Raw genomic sequence first — 19,802 nt, 5'->3', positions numbered from 1 at the left:
TACGCCATGTACCAGCTTATGGACAGGCTTCTTACCGTCGGAACACCACGCACAAGGCTATTCCATTTCTCATTCGATGACGAACGAATCATGCCATTCACTGACCACACCCTCGCCGACCTGCTTGATGCCTATTACCGCATGGTGCCCGAAGCATTGAACGGCTGTTACCTCCTTTTCGACGAAATTCAGGAAGCGCCATACTGGACGAATTTCATCCGTCGCGTGGCCGAACAGCATAATGTCACCATCGTGCTCACCGGCTCCTCATCGAAACTGCTGTCTTCGGACATTCCCACGAACCTGCGCGGCCGCTCCCTGTCAAGGGAGATGTGGCCTCTGAGTTTCAAGGAGTATTGCCTGTTCCACGATATTCCGACGACCCGGATCGCTGGGGAGTATTCCGCGAACACACGGCGCCCGCTGCAATCCGCGTTCGTTGAATATCTCAACGTGGGAGGATTCCCCGCCGTGCAGCGCATGGGTACGCTTGACCGCATGCGCATGCTTCAGGGCTATGCGGATGAGATCGTCATCAAGGATGTCCTGGAACGATTCGGCACCACCTCGATGCGGGTCGCCACACGTTTTTCCCGCAACGCCATGCGATCCACAGGACTCAAATTCCCCGTCAACGCCCAGATCAAAGCCCTGCGCGGCATGCAGGTTCCGGTCTCCGGCCCCAAGCTGTATGACCTGATGGACGATTTCGAAGATGCACACCTGCTATTCAAAGTGGGCGACTTCACCCTCTCCATCCGAGACAACCCCAAATCCTCGTACAAGGTCTATTCCGTCGACCCCGGCCTCTCATTGGCCGTGGCGCCCGCCAATCATCTCGACCTCGGGCAACGGCTGGAAACGGCGGTGTTCATAGAACTCAAACGACGATACGGCGACAATCGAAGCAACGCGATCGCCTCATATTCAGCCAAAAACTGCCCGGAAGTGGACTTCGTCGTCGGAGACGAGGCGACCGGCGAGCCATATCAACTGATCCAGGTCGCAGTACGGACCGGCATTGACAGCACAAGCGTCGCCGACTTCGCGGACCCGTCGTTGAGCGACAAATTCCGCAGCGAGATAGGCAACCTCACGGCAGCCATGTCCAATACGGGCCTACGGCACGGAACGCTTATCTCATTGGATGAGGAGGGAAGCGTTACCACTCCCGCGGGAACCATCGACGTGGTTCCCGCATGGCGTTGGTTCCTGCAATAGACGATGCCCCACAAGGCTACGCGAGCCTGCGGTACTCCTCCTCGTCGACAGGTTCGAGCCATTCGTTGGAGGCGCCGTCACGCTTCGGCATGACGGCGATGTGCGCGAACGCCTCGGTGGGAGCGGCGCCGTGCCAGTGCTTGGTCTCCGGCGGGATGTAGGCCACGTCTCCGGGCTTGAGCTCGACCGGGTCATGACCTTCGATCTGGTAGTAGCCGCGCCCGCCCACGGCGAGCAGGACCTGGCACACGCCATGGTGGATATGCCAGTGGTTCGTACAACCGGGCTCGAACGTCACGTTCGCCACGCTCACCTGACCGTCGCCGGCGAGCGGCGCGAGATAGCTTTGGCCCTCGAAATACTCGGCGTACGCATCGTTCGGATCGCCCATGGGGAATGCGCTCGGATTGTCCATGATCGTTGTCCTTCCATGTGTTTGTCTTTTGCGCCGTTTCGCCGGAAACCGGGGCCGAGCTGTGATAGCCGCAACGGTTCCGATGACGGTGCCTTTCTTCGCACGCTACGGACCTCAAGCGCTCGAAGTCAAAACCGGAAGACGCCGGCGCCTCACGGGAACAGGCGGATGAGCGAACGGCGTGACACGTTGCCGCGATACGCCCAAATGGCGCTCACCAACAGGTGACGTGACGGTCGCGCCACCTCACGGCACGCCGAACGCCGCCATGTTCACGCGGAGTCACACCTCGACCATCTCGGGTGGGCGACGCGTGGAGAAGCGGAACATGAGCGCGGCGAGGACGATGCCGGCCACGGCCAACCCGGCGATGACCCACATGCTCGACGCGAACCCTTCAAGATACGAGTCGGCGGAGGTCGCGCCGGAGCGCGCGGCGGAGGCGGCGAACTCGGTGATCAGGGCGCTGGCCACGGCGGTGCCGATCGCGCCGGCCAGCTGCTGGACGGTGTTCATCACGGCCGAGCCGTCGGCGTTGAGCCGTGCGGGCAATTGGTTCAGGGCGTGGGTCTGGTCGGGCACGAGCACGAAGCCGGACGCGGCCATGAACAGCGCGTACGAGATTGCCACCACCCACACGTTCGCGTGCCCCACGATGAGCGCGATGTCCATCACGGTGACACCGATGAAACCGCACAGGATGAACTTCGGCGGGAAATGGCTCTTCAACGCGCCGCCGATCATCGGGGCCGCGATGGCGCCGACGACCGCGCCCGGCAGCAGGATCAACGCCGCGACGAGCGAACCGTGGCCGAAGCCGCGCTGCAGCAGGATCGGCAGCAGGAAGTTCAATCCCAGCACGCCGCCCGAGACCATGAGCAGGATGAGCATGCCGAGCGAGAACCCCGCGTAGCCGAACACGCGCACCTCGATGAGCGGATGCTCCATGCGAAGCTGCACGGCCACGAATACGACGAGCACCGCCACGGCCGCGACAAGCGTGGCCCAGAACCGCCAGTCGCCGTTCCATTCTGCGTAGAAGCCCACCGCCACGATGAGGCCTGCGAGGCCCAACGCCACCAGCATGAGCGACGGCACGCTGATGGAGGCGTGCTCCCTGTCGCCGGGGTAGCGGATCTCCGGCACGGACGCCATGCCGAGCGCGAACGAGAGCACAAGGAACGGCAGCATCGTGTAGAAGATCCAATGCCAGTCGAGGTATTCCATGACGACGCCGCCGAATACCGGGCCGATGGCGGGAGCGGCGCAGGTGACGAGGCTGACGATGCCGAGCATCGCGCCGCGCTGTTCGAGCGGCGCCTTCTCCAGGATGATGTTGGTGATGAGCGGCAGCGAGATGCCGGTGCCGAGAGCCATGACCAGACGCGCGCCCAGCAGCATCGGGAAGCTCGAGGCGAGCGCTCCGATCAGCGTGCCGAGCGTGAAGATAGCGACGGCCGCGACGAACAGGGTGCGGGTGGCGAAGCGGCGCACCATGAACGGCGAGCTCGGGATCGCGATGGACAACAGCAGCAGGTAGCCGGTGGTGAGCCATTGCACGACGGACGCGCCGATTGAGAACTCCTCCATGAGTGTGGAGTAGGCGATGTTGAGCGATGTTTCGGACAGGATGCCGAGGAAGGTGAGGATGGCGAGCGCGATGACGGCGACGGTGAGCTTCGCGCCGACGGGGCGTTTGGCGTCGGCCGTCGTGCGGGACGTTCGTGGTGTCTGATTCGTCCGGGTCGGATGCGTCGTCTGCGTGAGCCGTTCGGTCCGTTCGTTCATGATTCGTCGTCGTCCTTTCCGTCCGTCATTCGTCGGTTGTTTGTCTCCCGATCGTTGTCGGTCGCCTTCCAGCCGTCGTCCCGCATGAGTGGCAGCGTCCGATTCATCACGCGCGCCACGGTCGCGCATTCCTCCGGGGTGATGCCGGCGAGCAGTTCGCCCAGATGCGCGTGATAGTCGGCCACATATGCCTTGCGGATGGCGAGTCCCCGTTCGGTGAGCGTGAGCGTGACCGCGCGTCGGTCGGTGTCGTTCGCATGTTTGACGAGCAGTCCCCGGTCGACCATTTCGCCGACGAGCTTGGTCACGCTGGGCGTGGTGACGCCGAGGAACGCGCTTACGTCACTGACGCGTGCGGTGGCCATGCCCTGTCCATGCGGCGCGTTGATGTGCCAGACCGCGTCGATGACATGCACGTATCGCGGCTTCATTCCGCGCGGAAGTTCAGGCATGAGTTCGGCGATGCTTTTCGCCTTCCAACAGGCGTCCAGCAGCAGCCGCACGTATGAGGCCGGCAACTCTTCGGATGCCGGCCGCATATTCGAATCGTCCATCAGCAACCCCCATATAGTTACCAAAGATAATGACTATTGGTAACTATATGCGTGCACCGGACAAGTGGCGGGCACGCCTGTCGAAGGCGTTCTTCGCGGCCGCAAAGGCGTCCAGCCGTTCCTGTCTGCTATACTGTATAGCAGACAGAAGTCGCGCTCCAGAGCGGACAGTGGAGGCCATAATGACGATGACACAGATGAACGTGCGCCTTGACACGCGCCTGAAGAATGACGTCGACGCCATATTGCGCGAACAATCCGTTTCGGCGAGCGATGTCATCCGCACCGTATGGACATACATCGCCGACAGACATGAGATTCCACAACTGGAAACACATTCGCAGGAGGAGGCGCGCATTGAGGAGCGACGTCGCAGACTGGCGATCGTCGACGATTCGGCCGGATACGTGCAACGGGAACTTGCACGGGCGGGCGTAATCGACGCCGCAGAGGATCCGTTCGCCGTCCCGATTCGCGATTCCACCTACAGGCGGCTCCGCGACGACATGTACGAGCAGCGTCTTGACGACTATCTCAACATGGAGAGGAGCGACCGGTGACCCGAACGGCCGACCGTACATCCTCCCCCGAACGGCTTGCAGACAATGCTGCGTCGCAATACCGCATATCGCATCCCGATCCGCCGCGCAGCGTGCTTTTGGACACCAACGTACTGCTGGACCACCTCTTGCTGCGCGAGGACCGAACCAGACCCGTATCGGCGATGCTCAAGGAATGCGTCCGCCATGACGTCACGCTGCGTTGCGCAGCCACATCGCTGAAGGACATCGCCTACATCTCGGAGATGATGCTTCGCCGGCAGTTCAACGGTCGACGGCACCACGAATCCCAATCGGCCTCCAAGACAGTGGGCGAATCCACATTGCAGGACGCAACCAAACGCCTGCTCACCCGCCGTATTCCATGGCATTGCATCGAACGAACCCGCGCATTATGCGATATCGTGGCCATCGACCAAACGATCTGTGACGACACCATCGCATTACGAGACCGTCATGATGATTTCGAGGACGACCTCATCATCGCCGCCGCACGCCGCTCAGACAGTGAAGCCGTGGTCACTTCCGATGAGAAGCTCATCGAGCACTTCCCCGGATACTGCATCAGTCCACGCGGCATGACAGCACTGTTGGATGCATGCGGCCGCCCTCAATCCAAGTGATGTCGGCGATTCCGGTGATGCGTCGCTGACACACTCCGGTTCAACCCATCAATGCCTTGCGGTCTTGCGCAACCGGTCCGCATGACTCCGCTTCGCCTACCTGACCGCGGTGAAGAAGAAGCGCGGGAACGGGAAGATGATGCTGCCGTCGGACTGCGTGGGATACTCATCACAAACGCGCTCGAACACCCGCCATTCGAACTCCGCCCGTTCGGCGTCGTCGGCGAGCGCCTGCAGATACGGTCGCAGTCCGGTGCCGCGGTACCAGTCCATGATGGCCTCGTGCGAGGGCAGGGTGTGCATGTAGGTGGTCTTCCACATGCGGAAGTGCGACACGAGTCCGGAACCGTGCAGTAGCTCCCAGTAGTCGGGCGGGGTGAGGTTGAAGAACTCGCGCCGCTGCGGCAGCCGGTCGGCGTACCGCGGCGAGTGGACGATCTCGGCGATGATCCGATGAATCGGCTCCTCGTAGTTCATCGGCGTCTGCACGGCGAGTATGCCGCCTTCGCGCAGCAGTCCGAGCAGGTTCGGGATGAGATGCGGATGGTCCGGCACCCATTGGATGCATGCGTTGGAGAAGACGACGTCGAAACCGTGCGGCAGGGCGTCCAATTGTTCCGGCTCCGAGACGTCGCACAACGCGAAGTCGATGTCCGGGTGTGCTTCGCGCGCCGCGTCGATCATGTCGGGCGAGCTGTCGACGCCGAGGATTTCGGCGTGGGGATACCGTTCGCGCAGTACGGCGGTGCTGTTGCCCGGACCGCAGCCGATGTCGAGCACGCGTGCGACCGTGCCGTCGTCGGCGGGCAATTGGGCTGCGAGGTCGCGCGACGGCTGCGTGCGCTCCGTCTTGAATCGAAGATACTGTTCCGAATCCCATGTGACCATGCAGCCCACGATAACCATGAGATACGGCAGGCCATCGGCGCGCGCCCATATGACGATACGCCGCGGCGGCGCAGCGTCCGTCACGTCCGGGATCCGACCGAACATATCCCGACCGTTAATGTCGGTCCATGGAACCGACGACCAGACAGGGGAGACCAGGCAAGGGCGGATTCACGCAGGCACATGAATATGGCGGCCGGTGCCAAACGGAGGGCAGCATAATCGCCAATCCATGATTACCAACACTACAGTAAGCTGATTTTTAGTACATATCAGGCTCTTCGGGTGTTTGCGTGGGTGTGGATTGTTGGTTGTTCCTGCTGGTTATTGACATCCGGGGAGTTGGAGAACCGTGCCATCTAGACTGCTGCTCGACACGAACGTACTCATCGACTACGCGGTCGAAGGACGCCCGGAACACGCATCGGCCGATGGCCTGATGAGGAGAATCGCCGTTTCCGACGTGCTCGGGCACACCACGTCCGGCTCGTTGAAGGATTTCTACTACCTATGCCGAAAGCCATTGGGGGAACCGGGGTGCAGGGAGCTCATCAGGCAGTTTCTCATTCTCCTGACGGTGCTTCCGGTGGGACAGGAGGAATGCCGGAATTCGGCCTATTCGGACGAACCGGACTTTGAAGACGGCCTGATCCGCGCAGCCGCGGAACAGAACGACATGGATTTCATCATCACCCGCGATTCCGGAGCGTTCACGCACTCCCCCGTAAAATCCCTGACCGCGGCACGATACCTGCAACTGTTCCGCTAGGCTCTGCTCTCGTCCATCGCATCATCCGGCGCAAACCCGCGCATCACGCCGATCTCATTCCCGTTCGCCCGAGGAACGAATCGGCCTTCGCGGCGTCGTCGCGGTAGGTCTTGCCGTATTCGTCGATGAGGCCGTGGAACTCCTTGAGGTCGGCGACGCCGAGGCCCGTGGCGAGCGCGATCGGATTGTATGCCTTGCGAAATGCGGCATAGCCGTCGGGCACCCCGTAGCCGAGGAACGTGAACAGGCGTCGCGCGTACGTGTCGGCGATGAACGCGCGTCGGTCGAACACGTAGAGCAGCAGGTCGTCGGCGGTCTCGCCGCCGATGCCGAACAGGGCCAGCAGCTCCTTGCGCAACGCGTCGTCGTCGACGTCGGCCGCGCCTTCGGGGCGCGCCCCGCACCGTTCGACGTACCATCGGCTCATCTCACGCAGGGCGCGCGACTTGTTGCGGTAGAAGCCGGACGGGCGTATCAGCTCCTGGAGCCGCCCGTCGTCCAGCTGGGCGATGGCGTGCGGGTCGAGCAGGCGCTCGGCCTTCAGCGCGTCCAGCGAACGGTCGGCGTTGCGCCATGACACGTTCTGGATGAGCACCGCGCCGACCATGATCTCGTATGGGCCGTCGGCCGGCCACCAACCGGTCGGCCCCATCTCGCGCAGCATGGTGCGGTACAGCGTTTCGAGGGCCTCCGACGTCGGCAGCCCGTCGCGCATTGCGACCCGCGACGCCGAATCACGCAACGCCGAATCACGCAACGCCGAGCTCCCGTTCCAGCCACCGGCGTTCCGCCGCGATCTCCGCGTCATGGATCTCGGTGATGGCGATGCGGTACCGGTCGGTCAAGTCCGCGTTGTCGATCGGGCCTTCGCCGTCGCTGTACATGCGGCGCACGTCCGAGTTCAGCAGGTCGAGGCGACGGCGCAGCACCGCGTTGCGGTCGGCCTCGTCCGGCACGACGGACAGGAACGACATGACGACCGACCATTTGGTGATGTCGGTGAGCATGTAGCCGTCCGTGGCCTTCAATTCCTCGATGAGCACCTCACGCCCGGCGGGTTCGAGGTGGAATTCGCGCAATCGCCGTCCGTTGACGACGTTGAACGACTCCCCCAGATAGCCCTGCTTGACGAATTTGCCGGTGACGGAATGCAGGGTGCCGTCGCTGAACGGGCGCGCGTAGCCGAGCAACTGCTCCATCTTCTTCTTCAGCCGGTAGCCGCACAGCGGCTCTTCGGACAGGAAGCCCAACGTCATCAATTCCACGATATTCATACCCACCACTATAGCTCAGGTTGAAATATTTCACTACGACACGCCGTGTGGGCGGCAGGCCGTAGGGCACGTAAAGCCAATCGCGCCAACGGTTTTTGAAACAGCAATATCTTTCCTTGATATATTTCAGCTTGAGATATATCAGGAAGGGATGTATGTTGATGACCAACGCGGAAACGACGGCACGACGGGCACCGGCCCACGGACCGTGGCGACGCGAGGAACAACACACCACATGCGGCCGTACAACGGTCACCGGCATTCACCGGGGACCGCGCGGAACGGCGGAGGAAAGGAAACCATCATGAGCAGCATCACCATCTTCGGCGCAGGCAACATCGGCTCCGCGGTAGCGGGACTGGCCGTCAAGGCCGGCGCGAACGTGCAGGTCATCGACCGCAACCCGGACAAGGCCGCCGCCGCGGCCGAAGGCGTCACCGGCGCCAAGTTCGGCGAGCCCGTCACCGGCGACATCGTCGTCCTCGCCCTGCCGTTCCCCGCCTACGAGGACGTGCTCGCCGCCTACGCCGGCCAGCTCGCCGGCAAGACCGTGGTCGACCCGTCCAACCCGATCGACTTCACCACCTTCGACCTCGCCCTGCCGGAAGGCTTCGGCTCCGCGGCCGAATACCTCGCCGCCAAGCTGCCCGAGAGCACGGTCGTCAAGGCGTTCAACACCACGTTCGCCGCAACGCTCGCCACCGGCGTCAACGACGGCGCGCCCACCGTGGTGCAGCTCGCCGCCGACAGCGAGGACGCCAAGAACGCCGTCAAGACGTTCGTCGAGGCCGCGGGACTCAGGACCGTGGACGCCGGCGCGCTCAAGCGCGCCCAGTACCTCGAAGGCTACGGCGCGCTGCAGATCATCCTCGGCGTGACCGAGCAGACCCCGTGGACCGGCGGCTTCAAGGTCGTCAAGTAACGGTCGGCGCATCGCAGGACGGCCCATGAGGCACGGCGGGCGCAACGGCGATAACGCCCGGACGATTCGCAGTGTCCGGGCGTTATCGCCGCGTTCCCGGGCGACGGCCACGGTCGCGTACGAAGAACGCGGCGATGAGGCAGATCGCGCATACGACGGCGACGTCGCGGAACGAGGCGCGTACGCCCAGCGCCGACGCGGTCGCCGTGTCGATGCCGGCCTGCCCCGCCGCCGCGGCATGAGTGTTCATGATGGTGATGAGCAACGCGATGGCGATGGCGCCCATGGTCTGCCGCATCGTGTTGTTCATGGCCGTGCCGTGGGGAATCTCGGGCCCGGTCAGCTGGTTCAGCGCGGCGGTGACCAACGGCATCGAGCAGAACGCCGAGCCGGCCAGCAATAGGGCGAAATACGCGGACGGCATCCATACGGGTGTATGCGCGTCCATCGTGGCGAGCAGCACGGCGGCCGTGGTCAGAATCGTGAATCCGACGATTGCGATCGGACGCCCGCCGAACCGGTCGTAGAGCCTGCCGGTCACGGGGTTGAGCGCGCCCATGACGATGCCGCCGGGCATCATCAGCAGGCCGGATTCCAAAGCGTTCACGCCCAGATCGTTCTGCAGATACAGCGGAATGACGTTCTCCACGCCGATGAACGAGGCGAAGCCGATCACCGAGATCGTCAGACACAGCGTGAACATCGGAATACGGAAGATGCGGAAATTCAGCATCGGCTGTTCGAGACGCATCTGACGGATGATGAACAGCGTAAGGGCGACCACGCCGACGAACAGGGCGACCAGCACGTCCATGCTCCCCCAGCCGTTCCTACCGGCGGTCGAGAAGCCGAACAGGATGCCACCGAACCCGAACGTGGAAAGCACCACGGACAGCACGTCGATATGCGGGCGGGTGGGCGTGCCGACATTGCGGACCGTGAACCATGCCGCCACGATGACGCCGCCGGCAATCGCGACGAGCAGGGCGAACATCCACCGCCAGCTGAGCCATTCGACCAGCAGACCGGAGATGGTCGGGCCGATGGCCGGCGCGAACGCGATGACCATGCCGAACATGCCCATCGCCTGACCTCGGCGTTCCGGAGGGTAGACGCGGAACAGCACGGTCTGCAGCAACGTCATCAGCACACCCGCGCCGCACGCCTGAATAATACGGCCCGTAAGCAGCAGGGCGAAGCTCGGGGCGAGCGCGCATACGAGAGACCCGGCGAAGAACATGCCCATCGCATACAGGAACAGCTGGCGTGTGGTGAACGTCTCCACCAGGAACGCGGTGACGGGGATCATGATGCCGTTGGCGAGCATGAACCCGGTGGTCAGCCATTGCACGGTGCTGCTGGGGACCGCGAATTCACGCATCAGCGTGGGCAGGGCGGAGATCATCAGCGTCTGGTTGAGGATCGCCACGAACGAACCGACCATAAGGGTCGCGATCATTACGGTCGGGTTGCGTCGGACGGGGGTGTTGCCGTCGGCGGCTGTGGAAACGTTCATGGAAGCGGCTGTATTCGAGGATACGTTCGCGGTCGTGGATGCGTTACGTGAGGTCAATTCGTCTGCTCTTTCGTGCTTGCGTGCCTGATATCGGCGGCGAACCGAACCTGTTGCAGACCGGCATCAGCGCACGAGACGCGTCCGACGCGGGCATGATTATACGGTCGATGGGCCCTGAATGGTTGTCTGATGGGAAGACATCCGCCATGACGGCGCCGGTCTTTCCGACAAGCCATGATAACCCATGTGCCGGTCAACCATACGAATGGATGGCACACCCGCTTCCGCACGGCCCAGCCGAACGTCACGACCCAGCCGGGTGGCGCATTCCGCCGATGCCGCCGCCATACCGCAGCGGGGAGGAATCGCGCCGCCGCATATGCCATATAATGTACAAACGTACAACGATGATGTACAAACGTACATAAACGCATGACCAATCAAGGAAGATGACGGCATGACAACGAATCGATACGACGTGACGGCGGACCTCACTCCGGAGGGACGCATCGAATGGGACCGGATGGTGGCCGGCGAAACCTATCAGGACACGCATCCGGAAATCGAACGCAAACGGGCGGAGGCGAAACGCCTGCTCGCCGCCTACAACCGCACCGACTACGAGGAGGTCAAACATCGCCGTGAAATTCTGGAACGGCTGTTCGCAGCCGTCGGCGAGGATGTGTTCATCGAGCCGAACTTCCGTTGCGAAATCGGCCGCAACATCACCATCGGCTCACACGCATACATCAACTTCGATTGCGTGATGCTCGACAACGCGCCCATCACCATCGGCGACTACGTGTGGATCGCGCCGATGGTCGGTCTGTTCGCCACGAACCATGCACTCGATTTCGAGGAACGCAAAGCCGGGGCCTGTCAGGCGAAACCGATCGTCATCGAGAACGGCGTATGGCTGGGCGGACATGTGACCGTGCTCGGCGGTGTGACCATCGGTCGCGGCTCGGTGATCGGAGCCGGCTCGGTCGTCACCAAGGACATTCCGGCCGGCGTGGTCGCCGTAGGCAACCCGGCCCGTGTGGTCCGTCCGATCACCGAAGCCGACCGGACCGGGTTCTGCGAGCGTATCGCCGCCCGCGATGCCGGAAGGTGAACGTGCACAGCAGGCACGTTGCCGCTGCGAAGGAATTGCGATCTCACCGTCCGCGCCAGCACAGCAGCTCGAAGGCGAGGATGAGGGCGAGCAGCGCGGCCGAGGCGAGGAACACGGCCCTCAGGGCGAGGGTCAGCGTGGGCAGGAACGTGGCGACGACGCCGAACACGGCCACGCCGGCCGCGCCGCCGACCTGACGGAACGTGTTGAACATGGCGGAGGCGATGCCGGCCTGCGCCGCATCCACACTGGCGAGGACGACGCCCGCGGCGGCCGGCGTGGTGATGGCTGCGCCGAACCCGACGACGCTCAGGCCGGTGGCGATCACCCATACGGGGATCGGCGCGGGGTACAGGAACTCGAACAGGAATCCGGCGATCATGATTGCCAGTCCGAGCGTGATCGAGAACCTCGAACCGAGTGCGGTGATGATGCGCCCGCCGACGATGTTGCCGAAGACCGTGACGAACGCGCTCGGCACGAACACGAGCCCCGCGGCGAGGGTGCCCATGCCACGGTCGTTCTGCAGGAACATCGTCGAGATGAACACCATGCCGTACCAGTTGAAGATCATGACGAACCCGATCATCAGCGCCACCTGCATGCCGCGTACGCGGAACAGGCCCAGCGGCATCATCGGGGCGCGCGCCCGCGTCTGCGAGCGCACGAACGCCGCGAGCGTGAACGCGCCGCCGGCCGTCAACCCCCATGCGAGGGGCGAGTTGACGCCGAGCGAGCCGATCTCGATGACGCCCGCGATGAACAGGACGAATCCCGTCAGCGCCAGCGTCTGCCCCGTCCAGTCGAACGGCTTGGGCCGTCGCGGCGATGGCGCGACGCGCAACGTAAGCAGGAGCACCAGCAGACAGAACGGCACGTTGATCGCGAACACGAGGCTCCAGTGGACCGGCGTGAGCAGTCCGCCGAGCAGCGGCCCCACGGCCGAGGCGCTCGCACCGCCCGCTCCCCACAGGGCCAATGCCCATGCGCGGCGGCGCGGATTCGGGTTCGCCTCGTTGATCAGCGACATCGATGCGGGCAGGATGAGCGCGGAGGCGACGCCGAGCAGGCAGCGTCCGGCGACGAGCACCGCCATTGACCATGCGAACGAGCTGAACAGCGACGCCGCCGCGAACAGCGTCGCGCCGGCGATGAACACGCGTTTGGCGCCCCAACAGTCTGCGAGATTGCCGCACAGAAGCAGCAATGCGGCGAACAGGAGGCTGTAGCCGTCGACCACCCATTGTTGGACGGCCATGTCGCCACCGAGGTCACGGGCGATGGTCGGCAGCGCCACGTTGACGATGAGCACGTCCATGCCGACGAGGAACGAGGCGATCGACGCGGCCGCCGTGGCGAACGCCGCCGGATGGCGTGCGTCGCGGCGACCATGACGGTCGGCGGCGGACCGGCCATAGGCCATGGGGTCCATGTCCGTCACCCTGCCGTCCTCGGTGTCCTTGATGTCGCGCGTTGCGGTCGATGAGCGCATGCCGTTCCTCCCCTGTCTTCCGTCTTCTGCGTCTTTCGTCTTCTGCGTGATTGCCTGTCTCCATGAACATCCGATATCGTTTCGTCATAATCCGTGTGGACAATCACATGGGACAGTGTAGGCTTGACAAAGACTGGAAATACGCGATTATCGAACGATTGTGGTTCATGCCATATAAACCACTGGTTCATACATGCTACGGTCGGCGCACACGCGCGTACTATCGGGAGCGCCGAGGGCGACATGCGGAGCGCGAGGAAAGGTGGGAGCGGATCATGTACGACCGGAGACTGGACGCATTGATCGCCGCTGCCGAGACCGGCAGCTTCGCGGCGGCCTCCCGGCGGCTGCACATCTCGACGCCGGCATTGGCGAAGCAGGTCAACACATTCGAAAGGGAATATGGAATCACGGTGTTCGACCGCTCCCGCAGCGGCGTGACGCCGACCGCGGCGGGAGCGGAGTTCATCGAGGACGCCCGTTCGATCGTCCGTCAGTCGAACGAGATCATCGCGAGGATGCGACGTCGCGCGCATACGGGCACGCCGCCGGTCAGACTCGGCATCTCCGCGCTGCGCCCCGCCCGGCGCGTCCTCGACCTGTGGCAGGGCGGCGCCGACCCCGCCATACGGTTGGAGCTCGTATCGATGCCGGATGATGAGATGCCGATCGACGACATCATCGCCCATCTGTGCGAGGACATCGACGCGGTGGCCACCGCGTTCGCGCCAGAGCATTGGACGGAGGTCTGCGGCACGCTGCCGATCTCCTACGAGCCGCTATGCATGGCCGTGCCTCGCGACCATCCGCTGTCACGCCTGCCGCGGCTCAGGCTCGACGATCTCGACGCCCGTGACGGCACGCGCACCCGCATCCGCATCCTGCGCCGATGCGGCGGCACCGACGACATCGCCCGTGACCTGCTCGAACACCGGGCCGGCGTGGAACTGGTCGACATCGACCATTACGACCTGAACCTGTTCAATGAATGCGCCGAAACGGGCGACCTTCTCATTTCCAAACCCATGTGGGACGGGGTCCATCCGCAGCTCGTCAACGTGCCCGTCGACTGGCCGAGGCCTGTCGGCATGCACTACGGTCTCCTCTACCCCGCCGACCCGGAACCGCAGATCAGAGCGTTCATCGAACGCATCGGCGCGCTCGCAGGGGTCGCAAGCGAGCCGTGACCCGCCCCGTCTGGCACCGGGTCTTATGCCTCCCTCGCCGCCATGTGCGCGCGGACCTTGACGACGACGTACCAGACGGCCAGCGCGACGACGACCACCGCGACCGCGTACTGGAAGCGGTCGAGGAACCCGAGGATGGAGCACCACCCGGCGCCGAGCAGGTAGCCGGCCATGACGAGGATCGTGTTCCAGACGGCCGAGCCGACCGCGGTCAGCAGGGTGAATCGCACGACGTCCGTACGCGCTATACCCGCCGGGATGGAGATGAGGCTGCGCACGATCGGGATGACGCGGCCCACGAACACCGACAGCAAGCCATAGCGGGCGAACCAGTCGTTCGCCTTGTCGATGTCGGAGGCATCGGTCAGGGGCATACGCTCGAACAGCCGGCGCATGCGTTCGGCACCGATCGCGTAGGCGATGCCGTAGAGCATGAGCGCTCCGGCGACGGAGCCAATGGTCGCGCCGGCGATCGCCTCGGCCAGGGTCATATGGCCCTGCGCGGCGGTGAACCCGGCGAGCGGGAGGATGACCTCGCTGGGGATCGGCGGGAACAGGTTCTCCAGCAGCACGGCCACGCCCGTGCCCAGTCCGCCCATGACGGACATGAGGCCGACGAGCCAGTCGGTGATGGCTCCGATGAATCCGCCCGTGGAGACCGGGCATGCGGTGAGGTTGTCGATCATGGCGCCGACATTACGGCAGCCGGTCTTAGGCGCGGCTAATCCACGACACGACAGAACCTACGACGCCAATGGCAGGGTGATGCGCATGGTGGTGCCCGACGCCGACGTGGATTCCACATCGAGCGTGCCATCGTAACGCGTCGCCACGTCACGGGCGAGCGCGAGTCCCAGACCATAGCCCTGATGCACGGTACCGTCGTCGTCGCGGGCGAAGCGCCGGAACAGCCGTTCGGGATTGTCGCCGATTCCGGGACCGTGGTCGGTCACCCGGATGACGACGTCACGATGATGCCGATACCCGAGGGCGACCGTGACCTCCGTTCCCTGCGGCGCGTGGGCGATGGCGTTGTCGAGCACGGCGACGACGCAACGCGACAGTCCGACCGCACTGCCCTGCACGACGAAATGCGCGGGATCGCCGTCCAGACGGACCCTGACGCCGACGCCGTGCCGGTCGGCGAGCGGACGGACCGCGGCGACCGACTGATCCACAACGTCCCGCAATGCCACCGGCTCCATATGGACGGCGCCGCGAGCGGCGACCAGCAGATCGGTCACGATGGCGTTCATGCGGTCGACATCGCCGCGCAGGTCGTCGAGCACGGCGTCGATGGGCTGCCCGTGTTCGCGGCGGAAGTCGATGAGGTCGATGCGAGTGGAGATTACGGCGAGCGGCGTCTTCAGCTCGTGGCTGGCGTCGGCCACGAAGTTCCTCTGCAGCTCGAACGCACGCTGCAACGGTGCGACCTCCCTACGCGAATAATGCCAGCCGACGACCGCCACGGCCGCGACCACGCCGAGCACGAACAGCACCGTGAGCAGGATGGCCTTGCGCGTGTCGATGACCATCATGCCCGATCCGTATTGCCCGGCCAGAGACACGGCGTTGGGGTTGAGCCCGCGTTCGGCCATCTCATGCCGGGATCCGAGCAACACGCCGAGCACGAACACGAGCCCTCCGAGCACGGTGATGACGGCCATGGCGACGGTCATCCGCCGGCGCACCGAACCGGCCACGTCGCCGGATCGCCCGGCCTCCCCGGCGACGGTCTTCACGTCCTTGCCGATGCCCGTACCCACACCTGCACCTGTATCCATCCCCGCCTCCCGGCTCATGCTCCTACGCCCTCGGCGCGCCGATGCGATAGCCGCGTCCGCGCACCGTCTCGATGATCGTCTTCGTGGTCTTGCCGCGCACATACGAGACGTAGACATCCACGGTGCCGGTGTCGCTGCCGTCGGAGAACACGCCATGCATCAGCTCGCCCCGGTCGAAGACATGGTCGGGCGACGAGGCGAGCGCGGCCAGCAACTTGGTCTCGGTGTTGGTCAGCGAGACGGCGCGGCCGTCCGGATCCTCGATGACGTCGGTGGCGGTCTTGAGCAGCCAGTCGCCGATCATGATGCTGGAGGATTGGGCGTGGAATCCGCGCAGCAATGCACGCAGACGCGCCTCCAGCTCCACGAAATGGAACGGTTTGGTCAGATAGTCGCTCGCGCCGGAGTCCAGGCCCTCGACGATGTCGGAGACGTCGGAAAGCGCGGTCAGCACCAATGCCGGCGTGGATATGCCGCTGCCGCGCAGGAGGCGTATCAGGTCGAGGCCGTCGCCGTCGGGAAGGCGACGGTCGACGATCAGCGCGTCGTACCGTGCCCCGCCCAGACGTTCGCGCGCCTCGGACGCCGTCTGCGCCCAGTCGACCCGATACCGCTCGTTCAGCATCTCGCCGGTCATGGCACCGAGGTTGGAATCGTCCTCCACAAGTAGCACGACGGGCAGCAGCAGTCGCTCGGCGGCATCGATCGAGATGGCGTCCGTGGAAGCGGTCGTGACGTCGTCCGGCATATCGTTCATCGCATGTCCTTGCCTTGGTATCGCACGTGCCAGTGCCTTTTCCTTATTATCAGACTTCACGACGGCTAAGAAAAGACTAAGAAACGCTGGGGATTGATAGGAACGGCATGTCGACGGTAACGTACCCGATTATGGGAGACGAATCGTTTACGTTCCGCGCGACGGGCATGTCATGCGTCGTGCCGGACGCCGCGTCATCCACGGACGACGGCCGTAAGGGCCACGAGATCTTCCATGGTGTCGATTTCTCCATCGGCGGAGGCGAGATAGTCGACCTCGTGGGACCGTCCGGCTCCGGGAAAAGCAGCCTGCTGACAGCATTCGCGAGGCTGAACCCCCATGCTTCGGGAACGTTGATGTTGGAAGGGCGGGATTCCGGCGAATTCACGCCGCAGCAGTGGCGTCGTGCGGTGGCGTATCTGCCGCAGAAGCCGATCCTGCCGGGAGACACCGTGGCCGACGCCATTCGGGTGCCGTGGACGCTCGCCGTACGGGGCGATGCGGAACGGACGAGGGGGCCGGCCCGCTTCTTCCGAACCAACGAGCGCAGGGCACGCGAGCTGCTTCCCGATTCCCGCATCCGCGAGACGCTGGATGCGATGGGTTGCGCCGACATCAATCTTTCCAGGCCCCCGCACGATCTTTCCGGGGGTCAGGCGGCGCGTGTGTCGCTGGCGCGTACGCTGCTGACGGAGCCGACGGTGCTGCTCGCCGACGAGGTGGATGCGGGGCTGGACGACGAGAACGCTGAGAAGGTGGCGGACATCATGGCCCAAGCGGCGTCGGGCGGCATGGCGATCGTGCGCATACGGCACCGGCCGCCGGATGGTCGGGCGCATCGCATCGCGACGCTTGCCGACGGCCGGCTGACCATGCGTATCGTCGGGGATGATTCCGTCAAGGAGACCGTATGACCGGGAACTCATACAATATCGACGTCTGGGGCCTGCTCGTGGCCCTGGCCATGGTGGCGGTGGCCGCCGGCATCAGCGAGCTGATGCGCATCAGCATCGGCAAGACGCTGCTGTGGTCGGCGTGCCGGGCGCTCCTCCAGCTCTGCGCGATGGGGTTCGTCGTCGGCTATGTGATTCGGGCGAATAACGTGTGGCTGGTGTTAGCGGTGATCGCCGTGATGCTGGTGGCCGCCGTGCAGATCACCCTCTCCCGGGCGAAGGGCGTGCCGAAGGGACTGGCCGGTCCGGTGCTGCTGAGCCTGACGATCACGATGCTGCTGATGATCTCGCTGGTCACGGAGCTGGTGGTGCGGCCGCACCCGTGGTATGCGCCGCAGCTGGTGGTGCCGCTCACCGGCATGTTGCTCGGCAACACGGTGTCGGCATTGGCGGTGGGGCTGAGCCGGTTCTACGAGAGCATGGACGAGCGGCGCGACGAGATCGACACGATGCTGGCCCTGGGGGCGAGCGCGTGGGAGGCGGCACGCCCGTCGATCGTCTCGTCGATCCGGCTGGGCCTGCTGCCGACCACGGCCACGCTGGCGTCGTGCGGCATCGTCACGATTCCGGGCATGATGGCCGGTCAGGTCATCGCCGGCGGCGATCCGATCAACGCGGCAAAATACCAGTTCGTCGTGTTCGCCGCCATCGCGGCGCTCACGCTGGTGGCCGACACGCTCATCATGACGATGGTGTACCGCACCTGCTTCACCGCCGACGACCAGTTCAGGCCCGCCTCCGAACGGTAGCGCCGCACGCCGCCGGAACGGCCGCCGGCGGCTTCAGCCGTGCCGGACGGAGGCCAGCCCGGCCTTGTATTGCTCGCCCCACCGCCACATGGCGTCCACCACGATGCGAAGACTGCGCCCTGTTTCGGTGAGCGAATACTCCACGCGCGGCGGCACCTCGGCATAGACCTTTCGGCTCACCAGTCCGTCTGCCTCCATCTGGCGGAGGTTCGACGTCAGCACCTTCTGCGACACATTGCCGACGGAACGGCGCAGCTCGCCGAACCGCTTGGTGCCGTCCAACAGGTCGCGCACGATGAGCATCTTCCACTTGTCGGATATCAGGGTCAGCGTGGTCTCGACGGGACACGCCGGAAGCTGTTCCAAAGCAGGCATCATCAACCTCCCGAAAACGTTGCAAACACACAATGGTTTCCAAAAGGTAACTATGGCACTTTCTGGTGCCTTCTTCCTTTTTGGAACGTACTGCAATACGGTACTGAATCAGCGGCGGAAGCGCAATACCCGTTTCGCCTCCGCCGATGCAACGACACCGTCCATACAACGACACCGTCCATACAATGCAAAGGAGTTCACCATGACCGGCACCATCAGCATCGCGGTCGTCGCGGCCAACGGCAAGGCCGGCCGTCTCATCGTCAAGGAGGCCGTGGAACGCGGCTTCGACGTCACCGCCGTCGTGCGCGGAGAGAACCGCACCGTCGCCCCGCACGCCATCGTCAAGGACCTGTTCGACCTGACCGCCGCCGACCTCGACGGCTTCGACGTGGTCGTCGACGCGTTCGGCGCATGGACGCCGGAGACACTGGACCAGCATTCCGAATCCGTCAACCACCTGTCCGATATCCTCTCCGGCACCGATACCCGCCTGATCGTCGTCGGCGGCGCGGGCAGCCTGTACGTGGACCCGGAGCATACGACGCATCTGTTCGACACCCCGGAGTTCCCCGACGAATACGTGCCGCTGTCGAAGGCGCAGGGCGCCGCGCTCGACGAGATCCGCAGGCGTGACGACGTGCGCTGGACGTTCGTCTCCCCCGCCGCCGAGTTCATCGCCGACGGCGAGCGCACGGGCCGCTACGTGCTGGCGGGCGAGGAGCTGACGACCGACGACGCCGGCCGAAGCGAGATCAGCTACGCCGACTACGCCGTCGCCATCGTCGACCTGGCCACGGCCGACGACGCCAACACCCACGTCGGCGAACGCGTCTCCGTGCGTTGGTGATTCCCGCGGCG

At 64.3% G+C, this 19,802-nt stretch carries 22 protein-coding genes; 10 read left to right on the top strand and 12 right to left on the bottom strand.

The features are described 5' to 3' along the window. Positions 1 to 6: 6 nt before the first annotated feature. On the top strand, positions 7 to 1,221 hold the full coding sequence (locus tag DF200_RS05180; protein ID WP_109137216.1) for an ATP-binding protein: 1,215 nt from the start codon (positions 7 to 9) through the stop codon (positions 1,219 to 1,221). Between the two features lie 16 nt (positions 1,222 to 1,237). On the opposite strand, the gene DF200_RS05175 is transcribed toward DF200_RS05180, so the two are convergent. From DF200_RS05175 to DF200_RS05165, 3 genes are all read right to left on the bottom strand, one after another. After that, positions 1,238 to 1,636: a cupin domain-containing protein gene (locus DF200_RS05175; RefSeq protein WP_109137215.1), complete on the bottom strand. Its 399-nt coding sequence runs from the start codon at positions 1,634 to 1,636 to the stop codon at positions 1,238 to 1,240. 282 nt (positions 1,637 to 1,918) lie between these two features. Then, positions 1,919 to 3,424 (bottom strand): DHA2 family efflux MFS transporter permease subunit, encoded by a 1,506-nt coding sequence (locus DF200_RS05170; protein WP_109137214.1) that lies wholly within the window; start codon positions 3,422 to 3,424, stop codon positions 1,919 to 1,921. Continuing rightward, on the bottom strand, positions 3,421 to 3,978 hold the full coding sequence (locus DF200_RS05165) for a MarR family winged helix-turn-helix transcriptional regulator (protein ID WP_241520132.1): 558 nt from the start codon (positions 3,976 to 3,978) through the stop codon (positions 3,421 to 3,423). Before DF200_RS05165 ends, DF200_RS05170 begins: the two co-directional genes overlap by 4 nt. A gap of 182 nt (positions 3,979 to 4,160) precedes the next feature. Between DF200_RS05165 and DF200_RS05160 the strand changes: the two genes are divergently transcribed. Further along, entirely contained in the window at positions 4,161 to 4,538 is a 378-nt protein-coding gene (locus DF200_RS05160; RefSeq protein WP_109137213.1) for a type II toxin-antitoxin system RelB/DinJ family antitoxin, read from the top strand. After that, positions 4,535 to 5,161, top strand: coding sequence for a type II toxin-antitoxin system VapC family toxin (locus DF200_RS05155; protein ID WP_109137212.1), 627 nt, complete (start codon positions 4,535 to 4,537; stop codon positions 5,159 to 5,161). The genes DF200_RS05160 and DF200_RS05155 overlap by 4 nt, the downstream gene beginning before the upstream one ends. Before the next feature lie 96 nt (positions 5,162 to 5,257). Here DF200_RS05155 and DF200_RS05150 read toward each other — a convergent pair whose 3' ends face one another. Continuing rightward, positions 5,258 to 6,133 carry a methyltransferase domain-containing protein gene (locus DF200_RS05150; RefSeq protein ID WP_241520131.1) on the bottom strand — a complete coding sequence of 292 codons (876 nt, stop codon included), beginning with the start codon at positions 6,131 to 6,133 and terminating at the stop codon, positions 5,258 to 5,260. A gap of 268 nt (positions 6,134 to 6,401) precedes the next feature. Here DF200_RS05150 and DF200_RS05145 point away from each other — a divergent pair, with 268 nt between their 5' ends. Next, entirely contained in the window at positions 6,402 to 6,818 is a 417-nt protein-coding gene (locus DF200_RS05145; RefSeq protein ID WP_109137211.1) for a type II toxin-antitoxin system VapC family toxin, read from the top strand. A gap of 43 nt (positions 6,819 to 6,861) precedes the next feature. Here DF200_RS05145 and DF200_RS05140 read toward each other — a convergent pair whose 3' ends face one another. Both DF200_RS05140 and DF200_RS05135 read right to left on the bottom strand, forming a co-directional pair. Then, a complete protein-coding gene (locus tag DF200_RS05140) occupies positions 6,862 to 7,533 on the bottom strand; it encodes an endonuclease III domain-containing protein (protein ID WP_109137238.1) in 672 nt (223 codons plus the stop codon). A 34-nt stretch (positions 7,534 to 7,567) separates the two neighbouring features. Beyond that, the gene (locus tag DF200_RS05135) at positions 7,568 to 8,092 is read right to left on the bottom strand and encodes a PadR family transcriptional regulator (protein WP_109137210.1); all 525 of its coding nucleotides are present in this window, start codon (positions 8,090 to 8,092) and stop codon (positions 7,568 to 7,570) included. A gap of 151 nt (positions 8,093 to 8,243) precedes the next feature. Between DF200_RS05135 and DF200_RS11130 the strand changes: the two genes are divergently transcribed. Continuing rightward, complete coding sequence (locus DF200_RS11130) at positions 8,244 to 9,014, top strand: NADPH-dependent F420 reductase (RefSeq protein ID WP_338323269.1); 771 nt, start codon at positions 8,244 to 8,246, stop codon at positions 9,012 to 9,014. 82 nt (positions 9,015 to 9,096) lie between these two features. On the opposite strand, the gene DF200_RS05125 is transcribed toward DF200_RS11130, so the two are convergent. After that, entirely contained in the window at positions 9,097 to 10,530 is a 1,434-nt protein-coding gene (locus DF200_RS05125) for an MDR family MFS transporter (RefSeq protein WP_109137208.1), read from the bottom strand. Positions 10,531 to 10,987: 457 nt separating this feature from the next. Here DF200_RS05125 and DF200_RS05120 point away from each other — a divergent pair, with 457 nt between their 5' ends. Beyond that, positions 10,988 to 11,644 (top strand): sugar O-acetyltransferase, encoded by a 657-nt coding sequence (locus tag DF200_RS05120; RefSeq protein WP_109137207.1) that lies wholly within the window; start codon positions 10,988 to 10,990, stop codon positions 11,642 to 11,644. Positions 11,645 to 11,687: 43 nt separating this feature from the next. Here DF200_RS05120 and DF200_RS05115 read toward each other — a convergent pair whose 3' ends face one another. Beyond that, positions 11,688 to 13,136: an MFS transporter gene (locus DF200_RS05115; protein WP_241520129.1), complete on the bottom strand. Its 1,449-nt coding sequence runs from the start codon at positions 13,134 to 13,136 to the stop codon at positions 11,688 to 11,690. A gap of 275 nt (positions 13,137 to 13,411) precedes the next feature. Here DF200_RS05115 and DF200_RS05110 point away from each other — a divergent pair, with 275 nt between their 5' ends. Beyond that, a complete protein-coding gene (locus DF200_RS05110; RefSeq protein WP_109137206.1) occupies positions 13,412 to 14,323 on the top strand; it encodes a LysR family transcriptional regulator in 912 nt (303 codons plus the stop codon). 23 nt (positions 14,324 to 14,346) lie between these two features. Here DF200_RS05110 and DF200_RS05105 read toward each other — a convergent pair whose 3' ends face one another. From DF200_RS05105 to DF200_RS05095, 3 genes are read right to left on the bottom strand one after another with little or no spacing between them, the layout of a single operon-like run. Next, the gene (locus DF200_RS05105; protein WP_109137205.1) at positions 14,347 to 15,009 is read right to left on the bottom strand and encodes a DedA family protein; all 663 of its coding nucleotides are present in this window, start codon (positions 15,007 to 15,009) and stop codon (positions 14,347 to 14,349) included. Between the two features lie 57 nt (positions 15,010 to 15,066). Further along, entirely contained in the window at positions 15,067 to 16,107 is a 1,041-nt protein-coding gene (locus DF200_RS05100; RefSeq protein WP_158275783.1) for a sensor histidine kinase, read from the bottom strand. 22 nt (positions 16,108 to 16,129) lie between these two features. Further along, on the bottom strand, positions 16,130 to 16,864 hold the full coding sequence (locus DF200_RS05095) for a response regulator transcription factor (RefSeq protein ID WP_206603415.1): 735 nt from the start codon (positions 16,862 to 16,864) through the stop codon (positions 16,130 to 16,132). 131 nt (positions 16,865 to 16,995) lie between these two features. Here DF200_RS05095 and DF200_RS05090 point away from each other — a divergent pair, with 131 nt between their 5' ends. Both DF200_RS05090 and DF200_RS05085 read left to right on the top strand, forming a co-directional pair. Next, positions 16,996 to 17,778, top strand: a complete 783-nt coding sequence (locus tag DF200_RS05090) for an ABC transporter ATP-binding protein (protein ID WP_109137203.1) — start codon at positions 16,996 to 16,998, stop codon at positions 17,776 to 17,778. Next, positions 17,775 to 18,566: an ABC transporter permease gene (locus DF200_RS05085; RefSeq protein ID WP_109137202.1), complete on the top strand. Its 792-nt coding sequence runs from the start codon at positions 17,775 to 17,777 to the stop codon at positions 18,564 to 18,566. Before DF200_RS05090 ends, DF200_RS05085 begins: the two co-directional genes overlap by 4 nt. Positions 18,567 to 18,599: 33 nt before the next feature. On the opposite strand, the gene DF200_RS05080 is transcribed toward DF200_RS05085, so the two are convergent. Continuing rightward, a complete protein-coding gene (locus DF200_RS05080; RefSeq protein ID WP_439098316.1) occupies positions 18,600 to 18,944 on the bottom strand; it encodes a winged helix-turn-helix transcriptional regulator in 345 nt (114 codons plus the stop codon). Positions 18,945 to 19,143: 199 nt separating this feature from the next. Here DF200_RS05080 and DF200_RS05075 point away from each other — a divergent pair, with 199 nt between their 5' ends. Next, positions 19,144 to 19,791, top strand: a complete 648-nt coding sequence (locus DF200_RS05075; RefSeq protein WP_109137201.1) for an NAD(P)-dependent oxidoreductase — start codon at positions 19,144 to 19,146, stop codon at positions 19,789 to 19,791. The last annotated feature ends 11 nt before the right edge of the window (positions 19,792 to 19,802 follow it).

Source organism: Bifidobacterium catulorum (genome assembly GCF_003129925.1).
Classification (GTDB): domain Bacteria; phylum Actinomycetota; class Actinomycetes; order Actinomycetales; family Bifidobacteriaceae; genus Galliscardovia; species Galliscardovia catulorum.
The sequence above is the reverse complement of the archived record's forward strand: the minus strand, read 5'-3'. Positions and strand labels throughout refer to the sequence as shown.

What these genes read in the sequence shown, in the direction of transcription:
- DF200_RS05120 (WP_109137207.1), top strand. Translation starts at nt 10,988, where the DNA reads ATGACAACGAATCGATACGACGTGACGGCGGACCTCACTCCGGAGGGA.
- DF200_RS05115 (WP_241520129.1), bottom strand. Translation starts at nt 13,136, where the DNA reads ATGCGCTCATCGACCGCAACGCGCGACATCAAGGACACCGAGGACGGC.
- DF200_RS05160 (WP_109137213.1), top strand. Translation starts at nt 4,161, where the DNA reads ATGACGATGACACAGATGAACGTGCGCCTTGACACGCGCCTGAAGAAT.
- DF200_RS05165 (WP_241520132.1), bottom strand. Translation starts at nt 3,978, where the DNA reads ATGGACGATTCGAATATGCGGCCGGCATCCGAAGAGTTGCCGGCCTCA.
- DF200_RS05105 (WP_109137205.1), bottom strand. Translation starts at nt 15,009, where the DNA reads ATGATCGACAACCTCACCGCATGCCCGGTCTCCACGGGCGGATTCATC.
- DF200_RS05080 (WP_439098316.1), bottom strand. Translation starts at nt 18,944, where the DNA reads ATGATGCCTGCTTTGGAACAGCTTCCGGCGTGTCCCGTCGAGACCACG.
- DF200_RS05090 (WP_109137203.1), top strand. Translation starts at nt 16,996, where the DNA reads ATGGGAGACGAATCGTTTACGTTCCGCGCGACGGGCATGTCATGCGTC.
- DF200_RS05085 (WP_109137202.1), top strand. Translation starts at nt 17,775, where the DNA reads ATGACCGGGAACTCATACAATATCGACGTCTGGGGCCTGCTCGTGGCC.
- DF200_RS05135 (WP_109137210.1), bottom strand. Translation starts at nt 8,092, where the DNA reads ATGAATATCGTGGAATTGATGACGTTGGGCTTCCTGTCCGAAGAGCCG.
- DF200_RS05175 (WP_109137215.1), bottom strand. Translation starts at nt 1,636, where the DNA reads ATGGACAATCCGAGCGCATTCCCCATGGGCGATCCGAACGATGCGTAC.
- DF200_RS05100 (WP_158275783.1), bottom strand. Translation starts at nt 16,107, where the DNA reads ATGGATACAGGTGCAGGTGTGGGTACGGGCATCGGCAAGGACGTGAAG.
- DF200_RS05170 (WP_109137214.1), bottom strand. Translation starts at nt 3,424, where the DNA reads ATGAACGAACGGACCGAACGGCTCACGCAGACGACGCATCCGACCCGG.
- DF200_RS05075 (WP_109137201.1), top strand. Translation starts at nt 19,144, where the DNA reads ATGACCGGCACCATCAGCATCGCGGTCGTCGCGGCCAACGGCAAGGCC.
- DF200_RS05180 (WP_109137216.1), top strand. Translation starts at nt 7, where the DNA reads ATGTACCAGCTTATGGACAGGCTTCTTACCGTCGGAACACCACGCACA.
- DF200_RS05125 (WP_109137208.1), bottom strand. Translation starts at nt 10,530, where the DNA reads ATGAACGTTTCCACAGCCGCCGACGGCAACACCCCCGTCCGACGCAAC.
- DF200_RS05110 (WP_109137206.1), top strand. Translation starts at nt 13,412, where the DNA reads ATGTACGACCGGAGACTGGACGCATTGATCGCCGCTGCCGAGACCGGC.
- DF200_RS05095 (WP_206603415.1), bottom strand. Translation starts at nt 16,864, where the DNA reads ATGAACGATATGCCGGACGACGTCACGACCGCTTCCACGGACGCCATC.
- DF200_RS11130 (WP_338323269.1), top strand. Translation starts at nt 8,244, where the DNA reads ATGTATGTTGATGACCAACGCGGAAACGACGGCACGACGGGCACCGGC.
- DF200_RS05140 (WP_109137238.1), bottom strand. Translation starts at nt 7,533, where the DNA reads ATGCGCGACGGGCTGCCGACGTCGGAGGCCCTCGAAACGCTGTACCGC.